This is a genomic window from Plantibacter sp. CFBP 13570 (genome assembly GCF_014841395.1).
GTDB lineage: Bacteria > Actinomycetota > Actinomycetes > Actinomycetales > Microbacteriaceae > Plantibacter > Plantibacter auratus.
Genome location: NZ_JACYTW010000032.1, coordinates 1 through 20831, shown reverse-complemented (window position 1 = coordinate 20831; position 20831 = coordinate 1). Strand labels below are relative to the sequence as shown.

Below are 20831 nucleotides of genomic sequence, written 5' to 3'. Positions count from 1 at the left end.
CTCCGGGATGCGCGGAAGGCAGGGCCCGCACCGATCTCGCCGAGTGCCGCTGCGTGCTAGCTTGGCCGGGTGACCGTGAAGCAGAAGCGCCGCGCTCCGGCGACAGCCGCAGTCCTGATCCTCGCCGCCCTGCTGACAGGGTGCTCCATCCCGGTGACGGGGGAGCCCGTAGCCGGCGGTGCAGGCCCCGTCGTCGACGTCGACGGCGGCACCGACGACACCCTGCGCAAGGACTTCGACGCGAGTCCCCAGGAGGTCAACGACTACTGGACCGACGACAAGTTCGGGGGAGCGACCGCACCGGACCTGAAGCCGGGCGAGGACACGCTCACGGGCGACCAGGCCACCGGCGTGGTCGTGCACCCGAGTACCGGCGTCGGTCCCGACGTCGACGTCAAGGCCATCGCCCCGACAGCGGCGGGCGACCCGTACCCGGCGACCGGGCTGGCGGCGGCCACGCAGGGACGTCTGTACTTCTCCATCGGCGGCGCCACCTACGTCTGTTCCGCGAGCGTCGTCAACGCCCCGACCATGGACCTCGTCTTGACGGCAGGCCACTGCGTCTGGGACACGTACGGCAAACAGCTCGCCGAGAACATCATCTTCATCCCGGCCGACGCGGCCAACGGCCAGACCCAGCCCTACGGGCAGTGGGCCGGGGTCAGCACCTACGTCCCCGACGAGTTCACGAGTGAGGCGACCTCGGACGCCAGCGGTGCGACGAGCGGCAACGGCTGGGCCTACGACTTCGCCTTCATCCGCCTCGCCCCGAATGCCGCAGGCCAGAAGATCCAGGAGGTGACCGGCGGTCAGGGCATCTCCTTCGGTACCCCGCCTGAGGGCATCACCGTGATCGGCTACCCGTCCGCCGCCCCGTTCGACGGACAGTCGCAGCGCTACTGCGCGAGCCAGGCCGCCACCAAGGGCTATGCCGGATACCGGGTCGACTGCCTCATGACCCCGGGTTGCTCGGGCGGCGGCTGGCTCACCCGGCTGGATCCCGCCACCGGTGCCGGGTACGTCACCTCGGTCACCTCGCGCGGCGACGGTTCCTGGCTCGAGGGCCCCGTCCTCGGACAGCGGGCGCTCACGCTGTACAACGACGCTCTGGCGGAGGGTTCATGACCGCCCGCACCAGCATGACGCGACGGCGGATCGGTGCCCTGGCTCTGGCCGGGAGCGCCGCGCTCGCCTTGAGCGCCTGCACGACGCCAGGATCGGCGTTCCCCGACGCCGCCGCCCAGCAGAGCTACATGCAGGATCTCGCCGAGGCGAGGTTCGAGTTGCTGTCGGCCCAGATCGGCCAGGCGCCGGACGTGATCGGGTCGGCATACGTCCACGCCGTCTCGGGAGACCTCGAGTCGCACGAGAACGACTCGGTGGTCCTCTTCGGCGACCCGACCGCCTCGTTCAGCCAGGACAAGGGCTCCGCCGACGGCGACACCGTCGACATCTATCACCAGGCGGGGGTCGACTACGACCTCCTGCTGCTCGGCGGTGAACTCAAGGAGCTCGCGCCGACGGAGTGGGTGGCCGTCCAGACGCAGTACGTGGCCGAGGAGGACGCCGAGGGCTCACTCGGACCCGCCTGTGTCTACCCGGGCATCTCCATCGCCTGCGACATCTACACCGCGGTCGAAACGACACGCAGCTCGGGGGACGGCGCGCTCAGCAGCGTCGTGGTCTCGATGCGGAACGACGGCTCCTCGCAGATCTCGACGAGCGCGAGCCTCGAGAGCGTGCTGGCCGTCGGGACGCTGTTCGACCTCCCGGACGACCTCGTGTCGTCGTTCAGCGAGGACGACCTGGCGACCCTCCTGCCGGTGACGATCTTCCAGAACGCCGAAGGCGGCCTCGTGAAGATGGAGTTGAGCGGGACGGTCGAGAGCGAGACCAAGCTGCAGCTGCAGGCCGGCTTCGAGGTGTCGGGCACGTCGACGCTCGAAGACCTGCCGACCGCACCATCAGGATTCGACGTGACGGTGATCCCGGCGGCCGATCAGGCCGCGTTCTGGGATCGGATCGAGGAGTTGAGGAAATGACCGACGACCAGAAACCCGAGGACCTCGGAAAGCCCCCGGTCGGCGGCCCCCTGCGCCCCGACCAGCAGCCGCCGGGATTCCCCGACCCGGACGCACCCCGCCTGGATTTCGGACCGGGCAGCCCGCAGCGTCAGACGCCGCCGCAGAACGGTGCACCCCAGAACGGCGCGCCGCAGGGTCAGAACGGACCACCGCAGGGCGTCCCGTCGCAGAACGGCCCGTCTCAGCTGTCCGCGCCTGGTCAGGCCGGCGGAGGGCCCCGTCCGCAGGGAGACGCCCCAGGGCAGCAGTCCAACGGTCCAGCGCCGCAGCCGCCCACCCAGCCTGGAGCGCCGTTCGCCGGCGCGCCCGGTGGGCAGCCGTGGGTGCAGCAGCAGCGGCCCTCGAACGCAGGCCCGAACCAGCAGCCGCAGCAGCAGGGGCGGCCAGGCGGTCCGGACGGGTTCCGGCCCCCGACATCGACTGGTCAGCCCGGTCACGCGCCCGGGGGTCCTCAGCAGGGTCGGGCCCCCGGCCAGGCTCCACAGGGACGTCCATTCGGCGCGCCGCAGGGCCAGCCTCAGGGGCCGCAGGGTCAACCTCCTTACGGTCAGGCACGCCCGACCGGGCCACAGCCCTTCGGTCCGGGACAGGCGCAGCACCCGACCGGCCCGTTCCAGCCAGGTCCGCAACAGCAAGGATCGCAGTCCGGTCCACAGCAGACCGGTCCGTTCCGTCCCGGCCCCGAGTACGGCGTCGCGGGCCAGCAGCCTGATGCGAGCCGGAAACCCGCCCGGAAGCCGCTCGGGCGCAAGCTCTGGATCGGCGTGCTCATCGGTGCGGTCGCCGCATCGCTCATCGCCGTCCCGCTCACCCTCCTCTCGGTCGGTCGCCTGTTCACGCCGATGCTCGACCGCGGCTCGGTGCAGACCGGTGTGGCCGAGGTGCTCAAGCAGGACTTCGGCCTCGCAGACGTCGAGAAGGTCGAGTGCCCGAGTGACCAGCCGGCCACGACCGGGACCCAGTTCGAGTGCACGTTCTCGTACAACGCGAAGAGCTACCCGGTGGCCGTCGAGGTCATCAACGACCAGGGGCAGTACCGCGTCGGGATCGACGCGCCGAAGTAGCTGGGATGTCGGCACCGGCGTCCCCGCGAGCGACGACGGTGCCGACGTCTCCGCCACGGACCGGGTGGTACGCTGGGCGAATGTTGTCCGGGCTGCTCCTCCTTCCCAGCCGCGACGAGGCCTAGTTCCAGGCTCCCTCGTCGCGGAGGTCGCTGACGCCTGACCACTCATCGTTTGAAGGAATTCCACGACATGTCGCAGCTGAACGCCGATCCGTCCGTCCCGAGCATTCCCGAGCACCCGCGCACGCTCGCCGAGAAGGTCTGGGACGACCACCTCGTCGTCAAGGGTGAGGACGGCACGCCCGACCTCATCTACATCGACCTGCACCTCGTCCACGAGGTGACGAGCCCGCAGGCCTTCGACGGTCTCCGCCTGGCCGACCGGCCGCTGCGTCGCGTCGACCTCACGATCGCGACCGAGGACCACAACACCCCGACGCTCGCGATCGACAAGCCGATCGCCGACCTCACCAGCCGCACGCAGATCGAGACCCTCCGTCGCAACGCCGCGGAGTTCGGGGTGCGGATCCACTCCCTCGGCGACCTCGATCAGGGGATCGTGCACGTCGTCGGGCCGCAGCTCGGCCTCACGATGCCCGGGATCACGGTGGTCTGCGGCGACTCGCACACCTCGACCCACGGCGCCTTCGGGGCCATGGCCTTCGGCATCGGCACCAGCGAGGTCGAGCACGTCATGGCCACGCAGACGCTGCCGCTGAAGCCGTTCAAGACCATGGCGATCACCGTCGAAGGCACGTTGCGGCCGGGCGTGACCGCGAAGGACATCATCCTCGCCGTCATCGCGAAGATCGGCACCGGCGGCGGGCAGGGCTACGTCCTCGAATACCGCGGCTCGGCGATCCGTGCGCTCTCCATGGAGGGCCGCATGACGATCTGCAACATGTCGATCGAGGCCGGTGCCCGTGCCGGCATGGTCGCCCCGGACCAGATCACCTACGACTACCTGCAGGGCCGCCCGCACGCTCCGACCGGAGCCGACTGGGACGAAGCCGTCGCCTACTGGGACACCCTCGCGACCGATGAAGGCGCCGCCTTCGACGCCGAGGTCTTCCTCGACGCCGACGCGCTGGAACCCTTCGTCACCTGGGGCACCAACCCGGGCCAGGGCGTCTCGCTCAGCGAGAACGTTCCCGACCCCGCGGCCATCGCCGACCCGAACGAGCGCTCCGCCGCCGAGCGCGCGCTGGAGTACATGGCACTCGAAGCCGGTACCCCGATGAAGGAGATCCCGGTGGACGCGGTCTTCATGGGCTCCTGCACGAACAGCCGGATCGAAGACCTGCGGGCGTTCGCATCCGTCATCGAGGGCCGCACGAAGGCCGAGGGTGTGCGAGTGATGGTGGTCCCGGGTTCCGCCCGGGTTCGGATCGAGGCGGAGGCCGAGGGGCTCGACAAGATCATCACCGACTTCGGTGCGGAGTGGCGGTTCGCCGGATGCTCCATGTGCCTCGGGATGAACCCCGATCAGCTCGCTCCGGGGGAGCGCTGCGCCTCGACGTCGAACCGCAACTTCGAGGGTCGCCAGGGCAAGGGCGGCCGCACGCACCTCGTCTCACCGCTCGTCGCCGCGGCGACCGCCATCCGAGGCACGCTCTCCAGCCCGGCCGATCTCGAGGTCGAGCCCGGCAGACACGCGGCCACCGAGCAGGAAGGCGTGCACGCCTGATGGACAAGTTCACGACCGTCACCGGCGTCGCCGCTCCGATGCGGCGCTCCAACGTCGACACCGATCAGATCATCCCCGCCGTCTACCTGAAGCGGGTCACGAAGACGGGCTTCGAGGACGCACTCTTCGCCGGATGGCGCCAGGACCCCGACTTCATCCTGAACCAGCCGGCCTACCAGGGCGCGAGCATCCTCGTCGCCGGGCACGACTTCGGTACCGGGTCGTCGCGTGAGCACGCCGTCTGGGCGCTGCGCGACTTCGGGTTCAAGGTCGTCGTGTCGTCCCGCTTCGGCGACATCTTCCGCGGGAACTCCGGCAAGCAGGGCCTCCTGGCCGCCCAGGTCACGGAGGAGGAGCTCGAGCAGCTCTGGGCTGCGATCGAGGCCGCTCCAGGCGCGGATTCCGTCGTCGACCTCATCTCCCGCACCATCACGGTCGGCGATCTCACGGTTTCGTTCCAGGTCGACGATTACACTCGGTGGCGGCTCATCGAAGGACTCGATGACATCGGGCTGACGCTCCGTAGCGAGGAGCAGATCACCGCGTTCGAAGCCCGGCGGCCGAACTGGCTGCCCCGCACCATTCCCGTCAAGTAGCAAGGCAGTAGGTACCGGTTTGAATTCACTCGTCCAGGCGTCACAGGCGGCAGGCTCGTCGGTCGGACTCGATGTCGACCGCATCACGATCAACGGCGGTATCCCGCTCCGGGGCCGCATCGAGGTCAAGGGTGCCAAGAACCTCGTGACCAAGGCGATGGTGGCGTCGCTGCTCGGCGAGAACGTCAGCGTCCTGCGCAACGTGCCGAACATCAGCGACGTCCGGGTGGTCCGCTCCCTGCTCGAGATCCACGGCGTGGACGTGACGGAGGGCGAGAACCCGAACGAGCTCCGCCTCGACCCGACCAACGTCGAGTCCGCCCACATGGAGGAGATCGACGCGCACGCCGGCTTCTCCCGGATCCCGATCCTGTTCTGCGGGCCGCTGCTCCACCGCCTCGGGGCGGCGTTCATCCCCGACCTCGGAGGCTGCCGCATCGGCGACCGCCCCATCGACTTCCACCTCGACGCGCTCCGCAAGTTCGGCGCGGTCGTGGAGAAGCTCCCGCAGGGCATCCGTCTCTCGGCCCCGAACGGTCTCCACGGGACGACGGTGCATCTCCCGTACCCGAGCGTCGGCGCCACGGAGCAGGTCCTGCTCACGGCGGTCCGTGCCAAGGGCACCACAGAACTCAAGGGTGCGGCGATCGAGCCGGAGATCATGGATCTCATCGCCGTCCTCCAGAAGATGGGCGCGATCATCTCCTACGAGCCGAACCGCGTGATCCTCATCGAAGGCGTGGACAAGCTCGAGGGGTACGACCACACGGCCATCGGCGACCGCAACGAGGCCGCGAGCTGGGCGTCGGCCGCGCTCGCGACCGACGGCGACGTCTTCGTCGGCGGCGCGAAGCAGCAGGACATGATGACGTTCCTCAACATCTTCCGCAAGGCCGGTGGCGGGTTCGACATCACCGACGACGGCATCCGGTTCTACCGCAAGGAGGAGCTGAAGCCCGTGGTCATCGAGACCGACGTGCACCCCGGCTTCATGACGGACTGGCAGCAGCCTCTCATCGTCGCGCTGACGCAGGCGACGGGCGAGTCGATCGTCCACGAGACCGTCTACGAGAACCGCTTCGGCTTCACGGACGCGCTCAACACCATGGGCGCGAACATCGTCGTGCACCCCAACGGGCTGTCGGGTACGCCTCGTCGGGTGCCGCGGCGCAACCTCGAGCAGGCCGCCGTGATCAACGGACCGACTCCGTTGCACGGTGCCGACATCGAGGTACCCGACCTCCGCGGTGGCTTCAGCCACCTCATCGCGGCGCTCACCGCCGAGGGCAAGTCGACGGTCAGCAACGTCGGCATCATCAGCCGTGGGTACGAGAACTTCATCGTGAAGCTCCAGCAGCTCGGTGCTGACTTCGTCCTCGAAACGAAGTAGTCCGCCGTGGGGGTGGAACGGTCGAGGCCGTCGATCTACTGGTTGCTGTCGTCGATCGCGATCCCGCCGTTCAGTGCTCTCGTCAAGCTCCGCGTCCGGCACGGCGAACGCCTGCCGCAGGAGGGGCCGTTCATCCTGTCGCCCAACCACGACAGCGAGTTCGACCCGCTGATCATGGGCGTGGCCGTCTGGCGGCTCGGGCGACAGCCCCGCTTCATGGCGAAGGGCAGTCTGTTCAAGGTCCCGGTGGTCGGGGGGTTGTTGCGGAAGTCCGGCCAGATCCCCGTCGAGCGCGAGGGTTCCGCCCGCGGGATGGACCCGGTCAGCGCTGCAGCACACCTGACCGAACGCGGTCAGGGCGTCGTCGTATACCCCGAGGGTTCGCTCACCCGTGATCCGGGCCTGTGGCCGATGCGCGGGCGCACCGGCGCGGTCCGGATCGCCCTCACGCACGGCCTGCCGATCATCCCCGCGGCGCACTGGGGCACGCAGGAGGTCATGCCCCGGTACGGCAAGCTGCGGGTGTTCCCCTTGCGGAAGCGCGTCGAGGTCGCCATCGGCGAGCCGGTGGACCTCTCGGCCTTCGCCGGGCGGCAGCTAGACTCGAAGACGCTGAACGAGGCGACCGAGGTCGTCATGCAGGCCATCACCGCCCTCTGCGAGGAACTGCGCGGTGCCCAAGCTCCCACGGAGCGTTGGGATCCCTCGAAACACCAGCAGAAGGAGACAGGCCGCTTTGAGTCCTAGGAACGTTCCGCAACCACCGGCCGCCACGAGGGTCGCCGTGCTCGGAGCGGGCAGCTGGGGCACGACGTTCGGCAAGATCCTCGCAGACGGTGGCTCCGACGTGGTCATGTGGGCCAGACGGCCCGAGCTCGCCCGCGAGATCACCGAGGCCAAGCGCAACAGCGACTACCTGCCCGGGATCAATCTGCCGATGCGGATGACGGCGACCGCGAGCATGGTCGACGCCGTGCGCGGTGCCTCGGTCGTGTTCCTGTCCGTCCCGAGCCAGTCCCTGCGCGACAACCTCATCGCGCTCCGCCCGCACCTCGAGGACGGCACCATCGTCGTCTCGCTCATGAAGGGCGTCGAGCGTCGCAGCGGATCCCGGATGAGCGAGGTCATCCGCGAGACCCTCGACATCGACCCGTCACGCATCGCCGTCGCCTCGGGCCCCAACCTCGCGCTCGAGATCGCCCGCGAGCAGCCGACGGCCGCCGTGATCTCCTCGGAGAGCCTCGAGACGGCGCAGACGGTCGCGCTCCTCGCGCGCAACCGGTACTTCCGCAGTTTCGTGAACACCGACGTCATCGGCACCGAGTTCGGCGGTGTGCTCAAGAACCTCATCGCCGTCGCGATCGGCATCGTCGACGGCGTCGGCTACGGCGAGAACACGAAGGCCTCCATCATCACGCGCGGGTTGGTCGAGATGACCGACTTCGCGGTGGCCCACGGCGCGCAGCCGGAGACCCTCTCGGGCCTGGCCGGGCTCGGCGACCTCATCGCGACCTGCCAGTCGCCGCTGTCCCGCAACAACACGGCGGGGCGTCTCCTCGGCCAGGGGTATCAGTTCGACGACGTCGTCAAACAGATGCAGCAGACCGCGGAGGGGCTCGCGTCCGTGGCGCCGGTGCTCGAGCTGGCCAAGGCGAAGGGGGTCGCGATGCCCATCGTCGAACAGGTCAAGCAGGTGCTCGACGGCACGCTCGACCCGAAGGACATCGCACCGCACCTCACGACCGACGACGACGAACCCCAGGGGGAGAGAAGCAACGATGACGCACAAGACCGGAGTGGTGGTGCTCTTTGGAGGCCGTTCAAGCGAGCACTCGATCAGCTGCGCAACGGCGGGCGGCGTCCTCGCCGCGATTGACCGCGAACGGTACGACGTCTACCCGGTCGGGATCGCCCACGACGGCTCGTACGTCCTCGAGGTCGACGACCCGAGCCGGTACGCGCTCGACCCCGCGCACTTGCCGGAGGTCGACCCCTCGCGGCCGGCCGTGCGCTGGCCTGAGCGCATCGGCAGCCGTGAGCTGACCGTCGTCGGGGAGGACGGCGTCCCGTTCACCCTCGGCCCCATCGACATCGTCTTCCCGATCCTCCACGGTCGGTTCGGCGAGGACGGCACCGTGCAGGGCATGCTCGAGCTCGTCGACCTCCCGTACGTCGGCTCCGGCGTCCTCGCGTCCTCCCTCGGCATGGACAAGCACTTCACGAAGACGGTGCTCCAGGCCGCCGGGATCGCCGTCGCCCCGTGGGTGCGGTTCACCGCCCACGACTGGGCCACGGCACCCGAGGAGGTGCTCGCGTCGCTCGGATCGCTCGGGTCACCGGCGTTCGTGAAGCCGGCGCGAGCCGGTTCGAGCGTCGGCGTGTCGAAGGTGTCGACGCCGGACGCGTTCCGTGCGGCGATCGAACTGGCCCTCGCCGAGGACTCGACCGTGCTCGTCGAGACCGGTCTGGTGGGCCGCGAGGTCGAATGTGCGGTCCTCGAGTCCCTCCCCGGCGAGCCACCTCGGGTCTCGGTGGCCGGCGAGGTCGTCGTGACCGGACGCGACTTCTACGATTTCGAGGCGAAATACCTCGACGCCCCCGGTATCGAGCTCGTCTGCCCCGCCGATCTTCGTCCCGAGCAGTTGTCGGAGATGCAGGACCTTTCTCGTCGGGCGTTCGAGGCGTTGGGCTGCGCGGGGCTCGCCCGGGTCGACTTCTTCCTGACCGCGGACGGCTTCGTCGTCAACGAGGTCAACACCATGCCGGGGTTCACCCCAATCTCGATGTTCCCGAGCTGCTGGTTGGCCTCGGGGCTCAGCTACCCCGAGCTCATCACCGAGCTGATCGAGGTCGCGCGCGCCCGCTCCTGAACGCAGCGGCGCCGGAACGGTCAGCCGTCGGTGGGGATCGGGAGGTCGGCGTCGCCGAGTGCGGTGCACTTCCCGGTGACCGGGAGCACGGACACGGCAGGCGCCAGATCGGCCAGGACGGTGCTGCTGGCGACGGCGTCGCCGTCGAGCACGATCTCGACCGCGGGCGTGCGCCCGAAGGTGGTGAACCGGTAGTTCGGCGCGTCGGCGTCGTCGATGATCCAGTCGACGCCGTTCACCGACTGGCACTGCTGCGTGGTCGGGCCGGGGATCGCGACGCCGCAGTGCAGGAGGACCGTCGCGGGATCGCCCCAGGCGCCGGTGGCCTGGGCGTCGGTCCCTCGCTCGGGCAGCTCGGCGACGACGTCGGGCAGACGCACCGTGACCTCCGCGCACTGCGGGTTGTTCGCATCGGCGGCGGGTTCGAGCGCGACGGCGGGCGCGCAGCCGGCGAGGGCCAGGGTTGCGGCTGCGGCGAGGGCGGTGGCGAGGAGCACACGAATCGGGGACATCGCCCACCAGGCTACCGTTGATCCCATGAACGAGTCTGGGAGCGCGTCCGACGATCACGGAACCGTAGGGCCCTGTGTCGGGGACCTCGCCGAGGGTGAGCTGCTCGAGCGCATCTTCCCTCGCCTGCCGCACGCCGACGCCGAACTCCTCGGGCCGGGTGACGATGCCGCGGTCGTCCTGGCGCCGGACGGTCGGTTCGTCGTCACGACGGACACGATGATCCATGGGCCGGACTTCCGGCTGGCATGGTCGAGCGCCCACGACCTGGGGTGGAAGGCTGCGGCCAGCAACCTGGCGGACGTCGCGGCGATGGGGGCGCGTCCGACGGCACTCGTCGTCGCACTCGCCATGCCCAAGCACCTGCCGGTCGCCGTGCTCGACGGGTTCGCAGACGGACTGCGCGACGCCTGTGCCGAGCTCGCGCCCGGCTGCGGTGTCGTCGGAGGCGATCTGGCCGTGTCCGACGTCTTCATGATCGCGGTGACGGCGTTCGGCGACCTCGAGGGTCGTGCCCCCGTCCGACGCGACGGAGCGCGACCCGGCGACGTGGTCGCGGTCGCGGGGGAGTTGGGTTCGGCTGCGGCAGGCCTGCGACTCCTCTTCTCACGCGGGGTCGACGCCGACGGCGTGCCCTCGGTCGAGGCAGCGGCCGGCCTGCGACGCGATCACCGGGTCGAGGTGGAGGCACAACTCGCGCCACGGCCACCGATCGCCGCCGGTGTCGTCGCCGCCGTCGCCGGTGCCACGGCGATGCTCGACCTGTCGGACGGGCTCGCGCTCGACGCCGGTCGCCTCGCGCGGGCGAGTGGGGTCGCGATCGACCTCCGGGCCGAGGACCTGGGTGCCGACGTGGCGCTCGCCCTCGCCGGCGGCGAGGACCACTCCCTCCTGGCGACGTTCCCGGCCGCCACCACGATCCCCACCGGCTTCCGGACCATCGGCACGGCCCGGACCGGTGCCGGAGTCCTCGTCGACGGTCTGGCCTACGACGGTCGCGCCGGTTGGGACCCCTACCGCGACTGGGACGACGCGTCCGGTTGAGCGGTGTTCCCGGCCGTTGTGGCGCGAGGACCGTGCGGTGACGCGGTGACCGTGACGCGCTGACTCAGACCGGCGTGATCCACCAGACGACGGTCTCGCCGTAGGTGCTCTTCCGCAGGACCTCGAGCGCTGGGGGAAGGGTCGGTTCGGGCGAGCGTGAGCTCCGCTCGACGAGCACGAGCCCGTCGTCGGTGACCAGACCGACGAGCGCGGCGAGGTTGGCCGTGAGCTCCGCCTCGGGGAGGTCGTACGGGGGATCGATGAAGACGAGGTCGGACGGGACCGTCGCCCCGGACAGGTAGGCGCCGACCGACTTGGCGTGCACCGTGATGCGTGGTGCCGCACCGCGAGGTGCTGCCGAGGTCACGATCTTCGCGTTGTCGCGACACAGCTTCGCCGCCTCCGACCCTCGGTCGACGAGGGTGACGACCGCGGCACCCCGGCTGGCACACTCGAGTCCCAGCGACCCCGAGCCTGCGTACAGGTCGAGCACCTCGGCGCCGGCGATCACGTCGCGGGCCTCCAGCGCGGAGAAGAGCGCCTCGCGGACGCGATCGCTCGTCGGTCGTGTCCCGCTGCCCGGGACCCGGATCGTGCGTGATCCGGCGAAACCCGAGATGATCCTGATGCCGGCCATGGTCCCATCCTCGCAGGCCGCGCGGAGCCGGGCGAACCGCGGTGTCCGAGGTGCCGAATAGAATCGACGGCATGACGGGGATCGAGCTGGGCACGAAGCTCGGTGGCGTCCTCGGCGGTCGCACGGCGACGGCGTTGCAGAAGGCGTTCGGTGTCGAGACCGTCGGCGACCTCCTCGAGCACTATCCACGCCGTTACGCGCGTCGGGGTGAACTGACGGCCATCGGCCAGTTGCCACTCGGGGAGGACGTCACGATCGTCGCCGACGTGGTCGAGGTCCGCGACCGGGAGATGAAGCAGCGCAAGGGCTCCATCCTCGAGGTGGTCATCTCCGATGGCCAGGGCCGCCTGAACCTCACGTTCTTCAACCAGAAGTGGCGGGCGAACGAACTCCGGCCCGGACTCCGCGGCATCTTCGCCGGCAAGGTCGGTGATTACCGCGGCAGCTACCAGCTCGCACATCCGCAGTACCAGCTCTTCCCCGACGACGCCGAGGCACCGGCGCTCGCGGACGCCCAGGCGAAGGCGTGGTCGGAGGCGCCCATCCCGATCTACCCGGCGACGAGCACGATCACGAGCTGGAACCTCAGGCAGTCCGTGGAACTGGTCCTCGACGCGTTGCCGCCGCAAGAGGACCCGGTCCCGCGGTCGGTCCGTGCCGCGAGGGGTGAGCTCTCCTTCGACGCCGCCATCCGGGCGGTGCACCGCCCGGCGGTCGACCGCGACTGGCAGCGTGGCCGGCGCAGTCTGCGGTACCAGGAGGCGTACCTCCTGCAGACGGCCCTGCTCCAGCAGCGCGCGGCCACCCGTGCCCTGGCGGCCGAACCCCGCGTGCCGAAAGCCGGCGGCTACCTCGAGCGCCTCGATGCCGCGCTCCCGTTCGAGCTGACCGGCGACCAGCAGACGGTCGGCACGGAGATCGCGGCCGACCTCGCGCAGCCCAATCCGATGAACCGGCTCGTCCAGGGCGAGGTCGGTTCGGGCAAGACGCTCGTCGCCCTCCGGGCCATGGCGGCCGTCGCCGACAGCGGGGGACAGTCGGTGCTCCTGGCGCCCACCGAGGTCCTCGCGGCGCAGCACCTGCGGTCGATCGTCCGTTCGCTCGGGCCCGACCTCTCGGCCGAGCTCATGCCGACGCTGCTCACCGGCCAGCTGCCGACCTCCGATCGCAAACGGGCGCTGCTGCGGATCGTCGCAGGCCAGGCCCGGATCGTGATCGGGACGCACGCGCTGCTGGGTGACGCCGTGACCTTCGCTGATCTGGGGATGGTCGTCGTCGACGAACAGCACCGCTTCGGCGTGGAGCAGCGCGACCAGCTCCGTCAGAAGGGACGCACACCGCCGCACGTCCTCGTACTGACCGCGACGCCGATCCCACGGACCGTGGCCATGACCGTCTTCGGCGACCTCGACGTCAGCATCATCAAGGAGCTGCCGCGCGGCCGGCAGGGGATCGAGAGCTTCGTGGTCGCCCTGGCTGATCACCCGCGGTGGATCTCCCGCGTCTGGGAGCGCCTCGCCGAGGAACTCGCGCAGGGGCGGCAGGGGTTCGTGGTGTGCCCGGCGATCGACGCCAAGGAGGTCGAGCCCGGTGAGGAACTCGAGGAGGACGCCGACCCGGCGCGCCCGATCGCGTCCGTGCTCACCACGGTGGAGCAGCTGCGTACCCACCCGCTGCTCGCGTCCCGACGCATCGACGTCCTCCACGGCCGGATGAGCGCGGAGGAGAAGGACCGGACGATGCGGGCCTTCGCGGCCGGTGAGATCGACGTGCTCGTCGCGACGACGGTCATCGAGGTGGGCGTCGACGTCCCCAACGCCTCGACGATGGTCGTGCTCGACGCGGAGCGCTTCGGGGTGTCGCAGCTCCACCAGCTCCGCGGACGCGTCGGCCGAGGCGGCGTCCCGGGTCTGTGTCTGCTCGTCACCGCGGCGGAGGCGGAGAGCACCGCACGCGAGCGCGTCGACGCGGTGGCCGCGACGCTCGACGGCTTCGACCTCGCGCAGGTCGACCTCGAACTGCGGCGCGAGGGCGACGTCCTCGGCAGCATGCAGTCGGGCGGGCGGTCCTCGCTCAAGCTGCTCCGGGTCGTGCACGACAGCGAGGTCATCATCGAGGCGCGGGCGGATGCCGCCGAACTCCTCGACACCGATCCCGACCTCGCCGACCACCCGGTGCTGGCCGAAGCGCTCCGCCGGCGCCTCGACGAATCCGACCGGGCCGCGCTCGCCAAGAACTGAGCACCGATAGGCTGGCGGCATGAAGCGGATCGCCGTCGTCCCCGGATCGTTCGACCCAGTCACCCTCGGTCACCTGGATGTCATCGAGCGGGCGGCGCGCATCTTCGACGAACTGCACGTGCTGGTGGTGCACAACCCCGACAAGTCCGCGCTGCTGCCGATGCCGCAGCGGGTGTCCCTGCTGGAGCGCTCCATCGCCGACGGCGGGTTGCCCGACAACATCGTCGTCGCGCAGTGGAACGTCGGCCTGCTCGTCGACTACTGCACGGACGTCGGCGCGAGCGTGCTCGTGAAGGGCATCCGCTCGCAGGTCGACGTCGCGTACGAGACGCCCATGGCCATCATGAACCGCAGCCTCGCCGGCGTGGAGACGGTCTTCCTCCTGCCTGATCCCGCGCACGCGCACGTCTCCAGTTCACTCGTCCGGCAGGTGGCCGCACTCGGTGGCGATGTCAGTCCGTACGTCCCGCAGGTGGTGGCGACCTTCCTCCAGGAGGGCTAGGGCGTCCTCCCGGTCGGGTTCGGCGTAGAATCGTCGATCGTGACTAGGAAGAGAACGAACAATTCGCCGTTCAGCGTCAACGTGCGCGATCTGGTGAACCGTCCCGGGGAGATGCGCGAGCACGACCTCGAGGTGGTGCTCGCCGAGCGCTGGGGCGAGGGTCTGGTCGCCGTCCAGGAGGGCACGACGCTCTCCGAGCAGGTGCGTCTCGAGTCCGTGCATGAGGGGATCCTCGTGACCGTCGACGTCGACGCACTGGCGACCGGCGAGTGCGGACGGTGCCTCCGCGACATCGAACTGCCTGTCGAAGTCGAGATTCAGGAACTTTTCGCGTATCCTGATTCGGAAGCGTCTGACTTCGAGGTTCACGACGACCACGTGGATCTTGAACCTCTGGTCAGAGATGCGGTAGTTCTCGCATTACCGTTTCAGCCGGTGTGCCAGCCGGATTGCCCCGGACTCGACCCCGAGACCGGTGAGCGGCTGGCCGAACGTCCGGAACGACACCCTCACGACGTCGCAGATCCTCGCTGGTCTGCGCTCGCGGGCTTGTCCTCAGACTCCGTACTTGACACAGACGCCAGCAGCGCCCAGCGCGCCGCTGCAGACACAGAAGAGAGATAGATCATGGCTGGAAACCCCCCGAAGCGGAAGGTCTCGCGCTCGAACACCCGCTCGCGTCGCTCGCAGTGGAAGGCCGCCGTGCCAACGCTCGTGAAGACGGTGGAGAACGGCCGCGTCACGTACAGCCTGCCGCACCGCGCCAAGGTCGTCGAGGACTCGCAGGGCACCGCCCTGTACCTCGAGTACAAGGGCCGCAAGGTCGCAGACGTCTGATCCGCGCGTTGAACGTCCGCGTTCGAACAGCGTGAACACGAATCATTCCGACCACACCGGAATCGGCTCCGCATCGGAGACCGATCCCGGTGTGGTCGTTTTCGCACGGCAACTGGGTGTCGACGTCTCGTACGAGCTGCTCGACCTGGCGCTGACGCACCGCTCGTACGCGTACGAGCACGGTGGACTCCCGCACAACGAGCGCCTCGAGTTCCTCGGCGACTCGATCCTCGGGCAGGCCGTCACCGTCATGCTCTACCGCGACTTCCCGCACCTCGACGAAGGCCAGCTGGCGAAGCGACGTGCGAGCCTCGTGTCGACGATCGCGCTCGCTGAGGTCGCACGTTCAATCGGGCTGGGCGAGCGGATCAAGCTCGGCAAGGGCGAGGACCAGACCGGTGGCCGCGACAAGGCGTCCATCCTGGCCGACACGATGGAGGCCGTCATCGGCGCGACGTATCTGTCGGCCGGTCCCGACGCCGCGACGGCACTCGTCCTGCGCCTGGTGAACCCCCTCCTCGAGAACCCTGAGCGCTTCGGCGCGGCGATGGACCCGAAGACGAGCCTCCAGGAGGCCGCCGCGGCCATCGGTGCGCCGGCGCCCGTCTACGAGATCGCCAGCTCCGGCCCCGACCACAACCGACGATTCGTCGCGACGGTCACCGTGGGCACCGCGGTCACAGCGACGGGCTCCGGCACGAGCAAGAAGCACGCCGAGATGGCGGCGGCCCTGGAAGCCTGGTCGAGGATCAGTGCCGGAACTCCCTGAGGTCGAGGTCGTCCGCGCCGGCTTGGAGCCCGCCGTCAGCGGGGCGACGATCGCCGGCGTCGAGGTCTTCGACGAACGCTCCCTGCGCCGCCACGCGAGTGGTGTCGCCGACTTCACCGCACGGCTGACGGGGCGGACCATCCGATCGGCCGTCCGACGCGGGAAGTTCCTCTGGTTCCCTCTCGACGACGATGAGGCGATCGTCGGTCACCTGGGCATGAGCGGGCAGATGCTGCTCCGGTCACCTGGCGATGACGCCGACCGACTCCTGCGCATCCGCTTGCAGTTGGAGCATCCCGAGCACGGCGAGCTCTGGCTGCACTTCGTGGACCAGCGGATCTTCGGCTCCATGGCAGTGACCGCGCTCGTCCCGACGACGGACGGAGCCGCAGGTGGGTTCGGCGACGAGGTCGCGATGGTGCCCGACCAGGTCGCGCACATCGCCCGCGACCCGATGGACCCGGCCTTCGACGACGCCGTCTTCCTCCGACGACTGCGCGAGAAACGCACCGGTGTGAAGCGGGCGCTCCTCGATCAGACCCTGGTCAGCGGGATCGGCAACATCTACGCGGACGAGTCGCTCTGGGCGGCGCGCATCCACCCCGAGCAGGAGACCGCCCGTCTCGGGCTCGGACGCGCCGGCCGGCTGCTCGAAGAGGTCCGCTCCGTGCTCGCCAAGGCCCTCGCCGAGGGCGGGACGAGCTTCGACGCCCAGTACGTGAACGTCAACGGTCAGGCGGGGTACTTCGCCCACAGCCTGAACGCCTACGGCCGGCAGGGCAAACCGTGCGCGCGCTGCGGCACGCTCATCGTCCGCGAGCAGTTCATGAACCGGGGCTCGCACCGCTGTCCCGTGTGCCAGCGCCGCACCTGACGATCAGTCGCTGCGGGGGAGTCGGCGCTGCCACTCTCCGGAGTAGCCGACGATGCGGAAACCGAGTCGGTCGTTGATCGCGAGCATGTGCGCGTTCTCGTCGGCGTTCCAGGTGTAGATCCGGGACCGCTCGGGTGCCTGATCGGCGAGTGCGAGGAGGTTCGCCGCCTTCATCCAGAGTCCGAGGCCGTGTCCGCGGTGGTCGGCGAGCACGAGCGTGTCCCACTGCTCTGCGTGTTCCTTGCCCTCGCCGAGGACGAGCTCGCTGTACCCGGCGACCGTGCCGCTGTCGCGGTGGACGGCGGCGACGACGATCGCGTGGTCGCCAGACGCCGCCAGCTGGTCCTCGCGGGCGCGGACCCGCTCGGGCGTCCAGACCTCGGGGTCGAGCTTCAGATCGGCGGCCGGGATGTCGGTGGCCATGTGTTCGCGGGCTGTGGCGAGCGAGCCGAGCAGTTCGTCGGGGGTGCGGTCCACCCAGTGCACGAGGCGGTACTCATGTCCGGCTCGGGCGGTCGACGTCGAGACGATGTCCGGCAGCTCCCCGAGCATCGAGGCGAGGTCGCAGCGATTGGTCCGCTCGACCTGGGCGAGGGCGTATCCACGATCGAGCATGAACCGGCTCGCCGCGGCGTTCGCAGGGATCGCCCGTTCGCCGACGCTCGCACCGAGGAGTGGTTCGTCGGCCGGGATGTCGTCGACGGCGTGCTGGGTGAAGGCGGTCACCGTCGGGCGACCGGCCGCGAGGGCCCGTCGCTCCAGCTCCGACAGGAGCGCTGTGCCGATCCCACGACGACGCGCGTCGGGGAGGACACCGACGTCCAGGGAGGCCGTCACCGCGTCGGCCTCGGTGCCATACCCGAGCCAGCCGCGACCGACCACACGGCCGTCGAGGACGGCGGCGAGCAGGACTCGTCGCTGAAACCGCTGGTCGCGGTACTCGGGAAGGGTCATGGCGGAGGTCAGGGCGAAGTCGTCGGTGGACCAGATCTCCGCTTCGAGCGTGTTCGCGACCTCCTGGACCGCTTCGAACACGGCTGAGCTCCCGGACGCCGGGATCTCCACTTCGTCGATCGTGACGCGCATCGTCGCCTCCCTCCCACACCAGACCGTCCTGGGTGATGCGGTCCATGGTACGACCGCCCCGGGGGGCCGGCACAGCGTGGTGTCCCTCGTCCGTCCGCGGATTCGCTACCGTAGTGCACAGCATCCGCGACGCGGGAGAGGAGGTGCGCGTGTACCTGAAGAGCCTGACGCTCAAAGGGTTCAAGTCCTTCGCGCACCCCACCACCTTCGCGTTCGAGCAGGGCGTCACCTGCGTCGTGGGTCCCAACGGCTCCGGCAAGTCGAACGTCGTCGACGCGCTCGCCTGGGTGATGGGCGAGCAGGGGGCGAAGACCCTCCGCGGCGGCAAGATGGAGGACGTCATCTTCGCCGGCACGTCGACCAGGGGCCCGCTCGGTCGAGCCGAGGTCACGCTCACCATCGACAACAGCGACGGCGCACTGCCCATCGAGTACACCGAGGTGACGATCAGCCGCACCCTGTTCCGCAACGGCGGGAGCGAGTACGCCATCAACGGCGACACGTGCCGGTTGCTCGACGTCCAGGAGCTCCTGAGCGACTCCGGGCTGGGCCGCGAGATGCACGTCATCGTCGGGCAGGGACAGCTCGACGCGGTGCTGCGGGCGACGCCCGAGGAGCGCCGCGGCTTCATCGAGGAGGCGGCCGGCATCCTGAAGCACCGCCGACGCAAGGAGAAGACGCTCCGGAAGCTCGAGGCGATGCAGACCAACCTCACGCGGCTGAGCGACCTCGCCGGGGAGATCCGTCGACAGCTGAAGCCGCTCGGCCGTCAGGCGGAGATCGCCCGGGAGGCGCAGACGATCGCCGCGGTCGTCCGCGACGCCCGCGCTCGGATCCTGGCGGACGACGTCGTGGGCCTCCGGCGTTCCCTCGACGAGCACAACCGGTCGGAGAGCGAGCGCCACAGCGAGCGCCTCGTCCTCCAGGAGCAGCTGGAACAGGCGGAACTGCGCATCAACCGGATCGAGCAGGCGCAACTCGGCGACGCGGTCGACGACGCCCGCCGGATCACCTTCGAGCTCGAGAGCGTGCAGGAGCGCCTCCGGAACCTGTACACGCTCGCCAATCAGCGGCTCGCACTCCTCGGCTCTTCGACGGACGCGACGGCCGCCGAACCCCGGATCACGAAGCAGATGGTCGCCGACGCGACCGCGGAGATCGACGGACTGCGGGTGGCGGTCGCCGACGCGGAGCGCGCGTTGCAGGAGGCGCAGGCGGACACCCGCGCGAAGCGCGCCGCACTCGACGCGGTGGACGTCGAGATCGCGGCGCAGAGCGCGCTCGTGTCACGACACGACCTGGAGCTCTCCAAGCTCGCGGGCGCCGTCGACGCAGCCGGGTCCAAACTCGCCGCGGTCCGTGGCGAGGCGTTGCGCCAGCAGAACGCGATCGACGCCGCTGCCCTCCGTCTGGACGCCGCACGGCTGGAGTACGAGGCGCTCGAGGACGACCCGACCCTGGCGGACGCCGCCGACTCCGGACTCGACGACGCCTACGAGGCGTCTCAACGCGGCGCAGCGGAGGCCGAAGGGGAGATCGAGGGCCTGCGCGAGCAGCTCCACACCCTCGAACGTGAACGCGATTCGCTCGGGGCCAAGACCAGTGCACTCTCGCGCGCCCTCGACCTCAAGACCGGCTCGGCCGAACTCGCTGCGAGCGGGATCGACGGGATCGAGGGGATCGTCGCGGACCGGGTGCAGGTCCGACCCGGCCACGAGTCGGCTGTGGCCGCAGCGCTCGGCACGCTCGCGGAGGCCGCCGTCGCCGTCGACCGGCACGCTGCCCGTCGGGCGCTCGATCACGCGGCCGAGCAGGATCTCGGCCGGGTCGAGATCGTCATCGCCGACGCTGCACGAGACGTCCCGGACGCGCCCGCCGGGTTCACCTCGGCTGCCGAGCTGGTGGAGGCCCCTCCTGGCGTGCTGGGGATCCTCGCATCGGTCCTCGTCGTCGACTCGCTCGACGACGCGATCGCGGCGTACGACCGACTCGGCCCGTCGCTCAGCGCGTTCACCCTCGTGACCCGTGACGGGGCGGTCGTCACGGACAGCATCGTCCGCGGGGGGAGCGGCGGAGCGCAGAGCCGCATCGAACTGCTGGCCGAACGCGATGCGGCAGCCGATCGACACGGCGAGGTCGAGTCGCTCATCGAACGGGCGCGCTTCGCACTGGCTGAGCAGCGCACGATCCTGCAGGAGGCGAAGCAGACCGCGCAGGCGGCGCTCAGCGCCCTCCGCGAGTTCGACGCCAACCGTGCCTCACAGGCTGAGCGCGTGAACCGGGTCACGGTCCGATACGAATCCGCGCAGGCCGAACACGACCGCCTGCTCGTCGCTGCCGGGACGGCGGAGGCGGCCGTCGCCGACGCCGCTGCCGCCGTGGAGCGGGCCAAGCTGGACCACGACACCGCTCGCGCGCGTCCACGACCGCTCCTCGACGTGTCGGCACGCGATGGGCTCTCCGCCGAACTGGACGCGGCGCGCGAGGCCGAAGTGCAGCACCGCCTCCTCCTCGAGACCGCGCGCGAACGCGTGCGGGCGGAGGACCTCGCGGTCGCGAACCTCGAGCGGCAGCGGCAGGCCGACCAGGCGGCAGCGGAGGAGGCGGCTCGGCGTGCCGTCATCCGTGCGCGCCAGGCC

At 70.0% G+C, this 20831-nt stretch carries 20 protein-coding genes; 17 read left to right on the top strand and 3 right to left on the bottom strand.

All coding sequences use genetic code 11. The features are described 5' to 3' along the window. Nucleotides 1-69 precede the first annotated feature (69 nt). The 9 genes from IFT89_RS12025 (at nt 70) to IFT89_RS11985 (ending at nt 9693) form a co-directional block, all read left to right on the top strand. Nucleotides 70-1125 (top strand): trypsin-like serine peptidase, encoded by a 1056-nt coding sequence (locus IFT89_RS12025; protein ID WP_202939071.1) that lies wholly within the window; start codon nt 70-72, stop codon nt 1123-1125. Continuing rightward, nucleotides 1122-2042 carry a hypothetical protein gene (locus IFT89_RS12020; protein ID WP_202939070.1) on the top strand — a complete coding sequence of 307 codons (921 nt, stop codon included), beginning with the start codon at nt 1122-1124 and terminating at the stop codon, nt 2040-2042. Before IFT89_RS12025 ends, IFT89_RS12020 begins: the two co-directional genes overlap by 4 nt. Then, a complete protein-coding gene (locus IFT89_RS12015; protein WP_202939069.1) occupies nt 2039-3148 on the top strand; it encodes a DUF4333 domain-containing protein in 1110 nt (369 codons plus the stop codon). The genes IFT89_RS12020 and IFT89_RS12015 overlap by 4 nt, the downstream gene beginning before the upstream one ends. A 192-nt stretch (nt 3149-3340) precedes the next feature. Next, the gene (gene leuC / locus IFT89_RS12010) at nt 3341-4837 is read left to right on the top strand and encodes a 3-isopropylmalate dehydratase large subunit (protein ID WP_085510608.1); all 1497 of its coding nucleotides are present in this window, start codon (nt 3341-3343) and stop codon (nt 4835-4837) included. After that, on the top strand, nt 4837-5433 hold the full coding sequence (gene leuD / locus IFT89_RS12005) for a 3-isopropylmalate dehydratase small subunit (RefSeq protein WP_194601395.1): 597 nt from the start codon (nt 4837-4839) through the stop codon (nt 5431-5433). Before leuC ends, leuD begins: the two co-directional genes overlap by 1 nt. A gap of 19 nt (nt 5434-5452) precedes the next feature. Beyond that, on the top strand, nt 5453-6823 hold the full coding sequence (gene murA, locus IFT89_RS12000) for a UDP-N-acetylglucosamine 1-carboxyvinyltransferase (protein WP_064296294.1): 1371 nt from the start codon (nt 5453-5455) through the stop codon (nt 6821-6823). 6 nt (nt 6824-6829) lie between these two features. Then, nucleotides 6830-7570, top strand: a complete 741-nt coding sequence (locus IFT89_RS11995; protein WP_202939068.1) for a lysophospholipid acyltransferase family protein — start codon at nt 6830-6832, stop codon at nt 7568-7570. A 37-nt stretch (nt 7571-7607) separates the two neighbouring features. After that, entirely contained in the window at nt 7608-8699 is a 1092-nt protein-coding gene (locus IFT89_RS11990) for an NAD(P)H-dependent glycerol-3-phosphate dehydrogenase (protein WP_229938610.1), read from the top strand. After that, the gene (locus IFT89_RS11985) at nt 8602-9693 is read left to right on the top strand and encodes a D-alanine--D-alanine ligase family protein (protein WP_192018143.1); all 1092 of its coding nucleotides are present in this window, start codon (nt 8602-8604) and stop codon (nt 9691-9693) included. Before IFT89_RS11990 ends, IFT89_RS11985 begins: the two co-directional genes overlap by 98 nt. 20 nt (nt 9694-9713) lie before the next feature. On the opposite strand, the gene IFT89_RS11980 is transcribed toward IFT89_RS11985, so the two are convergent. Next, nucleotides 9714-10205 (bottom strand): DUF3515 family protein, encoded by a 492-nt coding sequence (locus tag IFT89_RS11980; protein ID WP_138946803.1) that lies wholly within the window; start codon nt 10203-10205, stop codon nt 9714-9716. 25 nt (nt 10206-10230) lie between these two features. Here IFT89_RS11980 and thiL point away from each other — a divergent pair, with 25 nt between their 5' ends. Then, a complete protein-coding gene (gene thiL / locus IFT89_RS11975) occupies nt 10231-11247 on the top strand; it encodes a thiamine-phosphate kinase (protein WP_192018141.1) in 1017 nt (338 codons plus the stop codon). 64 nt (nt 11248-11311) lie between these two features. Here the strand turns inward: thiL and IFT89_RS11970 are convergent, their stop codons facing one another. Continuing rightward, complete coding sequence (locus IFT89_RS11970) at nt 11312-11884, bottom strand: RsmD family RNA methyltransferase (protein ID WP_192005133.1); 573 nt, start codon at nt 11882-11884, stop codon at nt 11312-11314. 71 nt (nt 11885-11955) lie between these two features. Here IFT89_RS11970 and IFT89_RS11965 point away from each other — a divergent pair, with 71 nt between their 5' ends. The 6 genes from IFT89_RS11965 to mutM all read left to right on the top strand — a co-directional run bounded on the left by IFT89_RS11965 (nt 11956) and on the right by mutM (nt 17106). Beyond that, nucleotides 11956-14124: an ATP-dependent DNA helicase RecG gene (locus IFT89_RS11965; RefSeq protein ID WP_194644417.1), complete on the top strand. Its 2169-nt coding sequence runs from the start codon at nt 11956-11958 to the stop codon at nt 14122-14124. A 19-nt stretch (nt 14125-14143) separates the two neighbouring features. Further along, nucleotides 14144-14626, top strand: coding sequence for a pantetheine-phosphate adenylyltransferase (gene coaD / locus IFT89_RS11960; protein ID WP_064296302.1), 483 nt, complete (start codon nt 14144-14146; stop codon nt 14624-14626). A 111-nt stretch (nt 14627-14737) separates the two neighbouring features. Then, entirely contained in the window at nt 14738-15250 is a 513-nt protein-coding gene (locus tag IFT89_RS11955) for a YceD family protein (RefSeq protein WP_071261222.1), read from the top strand. Nucleotides 15251-15253: 3 nt separating this feature from the next. Then, nucleotides 15254-15463, top strand: a complete 210-nt coding sequence (gene rpmF, locus IFT89_RS11950; protein WP_056006932.1) for a 50S ribosomal protein L32 — start codon at nt 15254-15256, stop codon at nt 15461-15463. A 91-nt stretch (nt 15464-15554) separates the two neighbouring features. Further along, complete coding sequence (gene rnc / locus IFT89_RS11945; RefSeq protein WP_086473824.1) at nt 15555-16232, top strand: ribonuclease III; 678 nt, start codon at nt 15555-15557, stop codon at nt 16230-16232. Further along, a complete protein-coding gene (gene mutM, locus IFT89_RS11940) occupies nt 16216-17106 on the top strand; it encodes a bifunctional DNA-formamidopyrimidine glycosylase/DNA-(apurinic or apyrimidinic site) lyase (RefSeq protein WP_191940866.1) in 891 nt (296 codons plus the stop codon). Before rnc ends, mutM begins: the two co-directional genes overlap by 17 nt. A gap of 3 nt (nt 17107-17109) precedes the next feature. Here the strand turns inward: mutM and IFT89_RS11935 are convergent, their stop codons facing one another. Then, nucleotides 17110-18192, bottom strand: a complete 1083-nt coding sequence (locus IFT89_RS11935) for a GNAT family N-acetyltransferase (protein ID WP_202939067.1) — start codon at nt 18190-18192, stop codon at nt 17110-17112. 149 nt (nt 18193-18341) lie between these two features. Between IFT89_RS11935 and IFT89_RS11930 the strand changes: the two genes are divergently transcribed. Continuing rightward, nucleotides 18342-20831: chromosome segregation SMC family protein (locus tag IFT89_RS11930; RefSeq protein WP_202939066.1), on the top strand; the 2490-nt coding region annotated here is incomplete at its 3' end.

What these genes read in the sequence shown, in the direction of transcription:
- IFT89_RS12020 (WP_202939070.1), top strand. Translation starts at nt 1,122, where the DNA reads ATGACCGCCCGCACCAGCATGACGCGACGGCGGATCGGTGCCCTGGCT.
- IFT89_RS12015 (WP_202939069.1), top strand. Translation starts at nt 2,039, where the DNA reads ATGACCGACGACCAGAAACCCGAGGACCTCGGAAAGCCCCCGGTCGGC.
- leuC (WP_085510608.1), top strand. Translation starts at nt 3,341, where the DNA reads ATGTCGCAGCTGAACGCCGATCCGTCCGTCCCGAGCATTCCCGAGCAC.
- leuD (WP_194601395.1), top strand. Translation starts at nt 4,837, where the DNA reads ATGGACAAGTTCACGACCGTCACCGGCGTCGCCGCTCCGATGCGGCGC.
- IFT89_RS11985 (WP_192018143.1), top strand. Translation starts at nt 8,602, where the DNA reads ATGACGCACAAGACCGGAGTGGTGGTGCTCTTTGGAGGCCGTTCAAGC.
- IFT89_RS11980 (WP_138946803.1), bottom strand. Translation starts at nt 10,205, where the DNA reads ATGTCCCCGATTCGTGTGCTCCTCGCCACCGCCCTCGCCGCAGCCGCA.
- thiL (WP_192018141.1), top strand. Translation starts at nt 10,231, where the DNA reads ATGAACGAGTCTGGGAGCGCGTCCGACGATCACGGAACCGTAGGGCCC.
- IFT89_RS11970 (WP_192005133.1), bottom strand. Translation starts at nt 11,884, where the DNA reads ATGGCCGGCATCAGGATCATCTCGGGTTTCGCCGGATCACGCACGATC.
- IFT89_RS11965 (WP_194644417.1), top strand. Translation starts at nt 11,956, where the DNA reads ATGACGGGGATCGAGCTGGGCACGAAGCTCGGTGGCGTCCTCGGCGGT.
- coaD (WP_064296302.1), top strand. Translation starts at nt 14,144, where the DNA reads ATGAAGCGGATCGCCGTCGTCCCCGGATCGTTCGACCCAGTCACCCTC.
- IFT89_RS11955 (WP_071261222.1), top strand. Translation starts at nt 14,738, where the DNA reads ATGCGCGAGCACGACCTCGAGGTGGTGCTCGCCGAGCGCTGGGGCGAG.
- rpmF (WP_056006932.1), top strand. Translation starts at nt 15,254, where the DNA reads ATGGCTGGAAACCCCCCGAAGCGGAAGGTCTCGCGCTCGAACACCCGC.
- IFT89_RS11935 (WP_202939067.1), bottom strand. Translation starts at nt 18,192, where the DNA reads ATGCGCGTCACGATCGACGAAGTGGAGATCCCGGCGTCCGGGAGCTCA.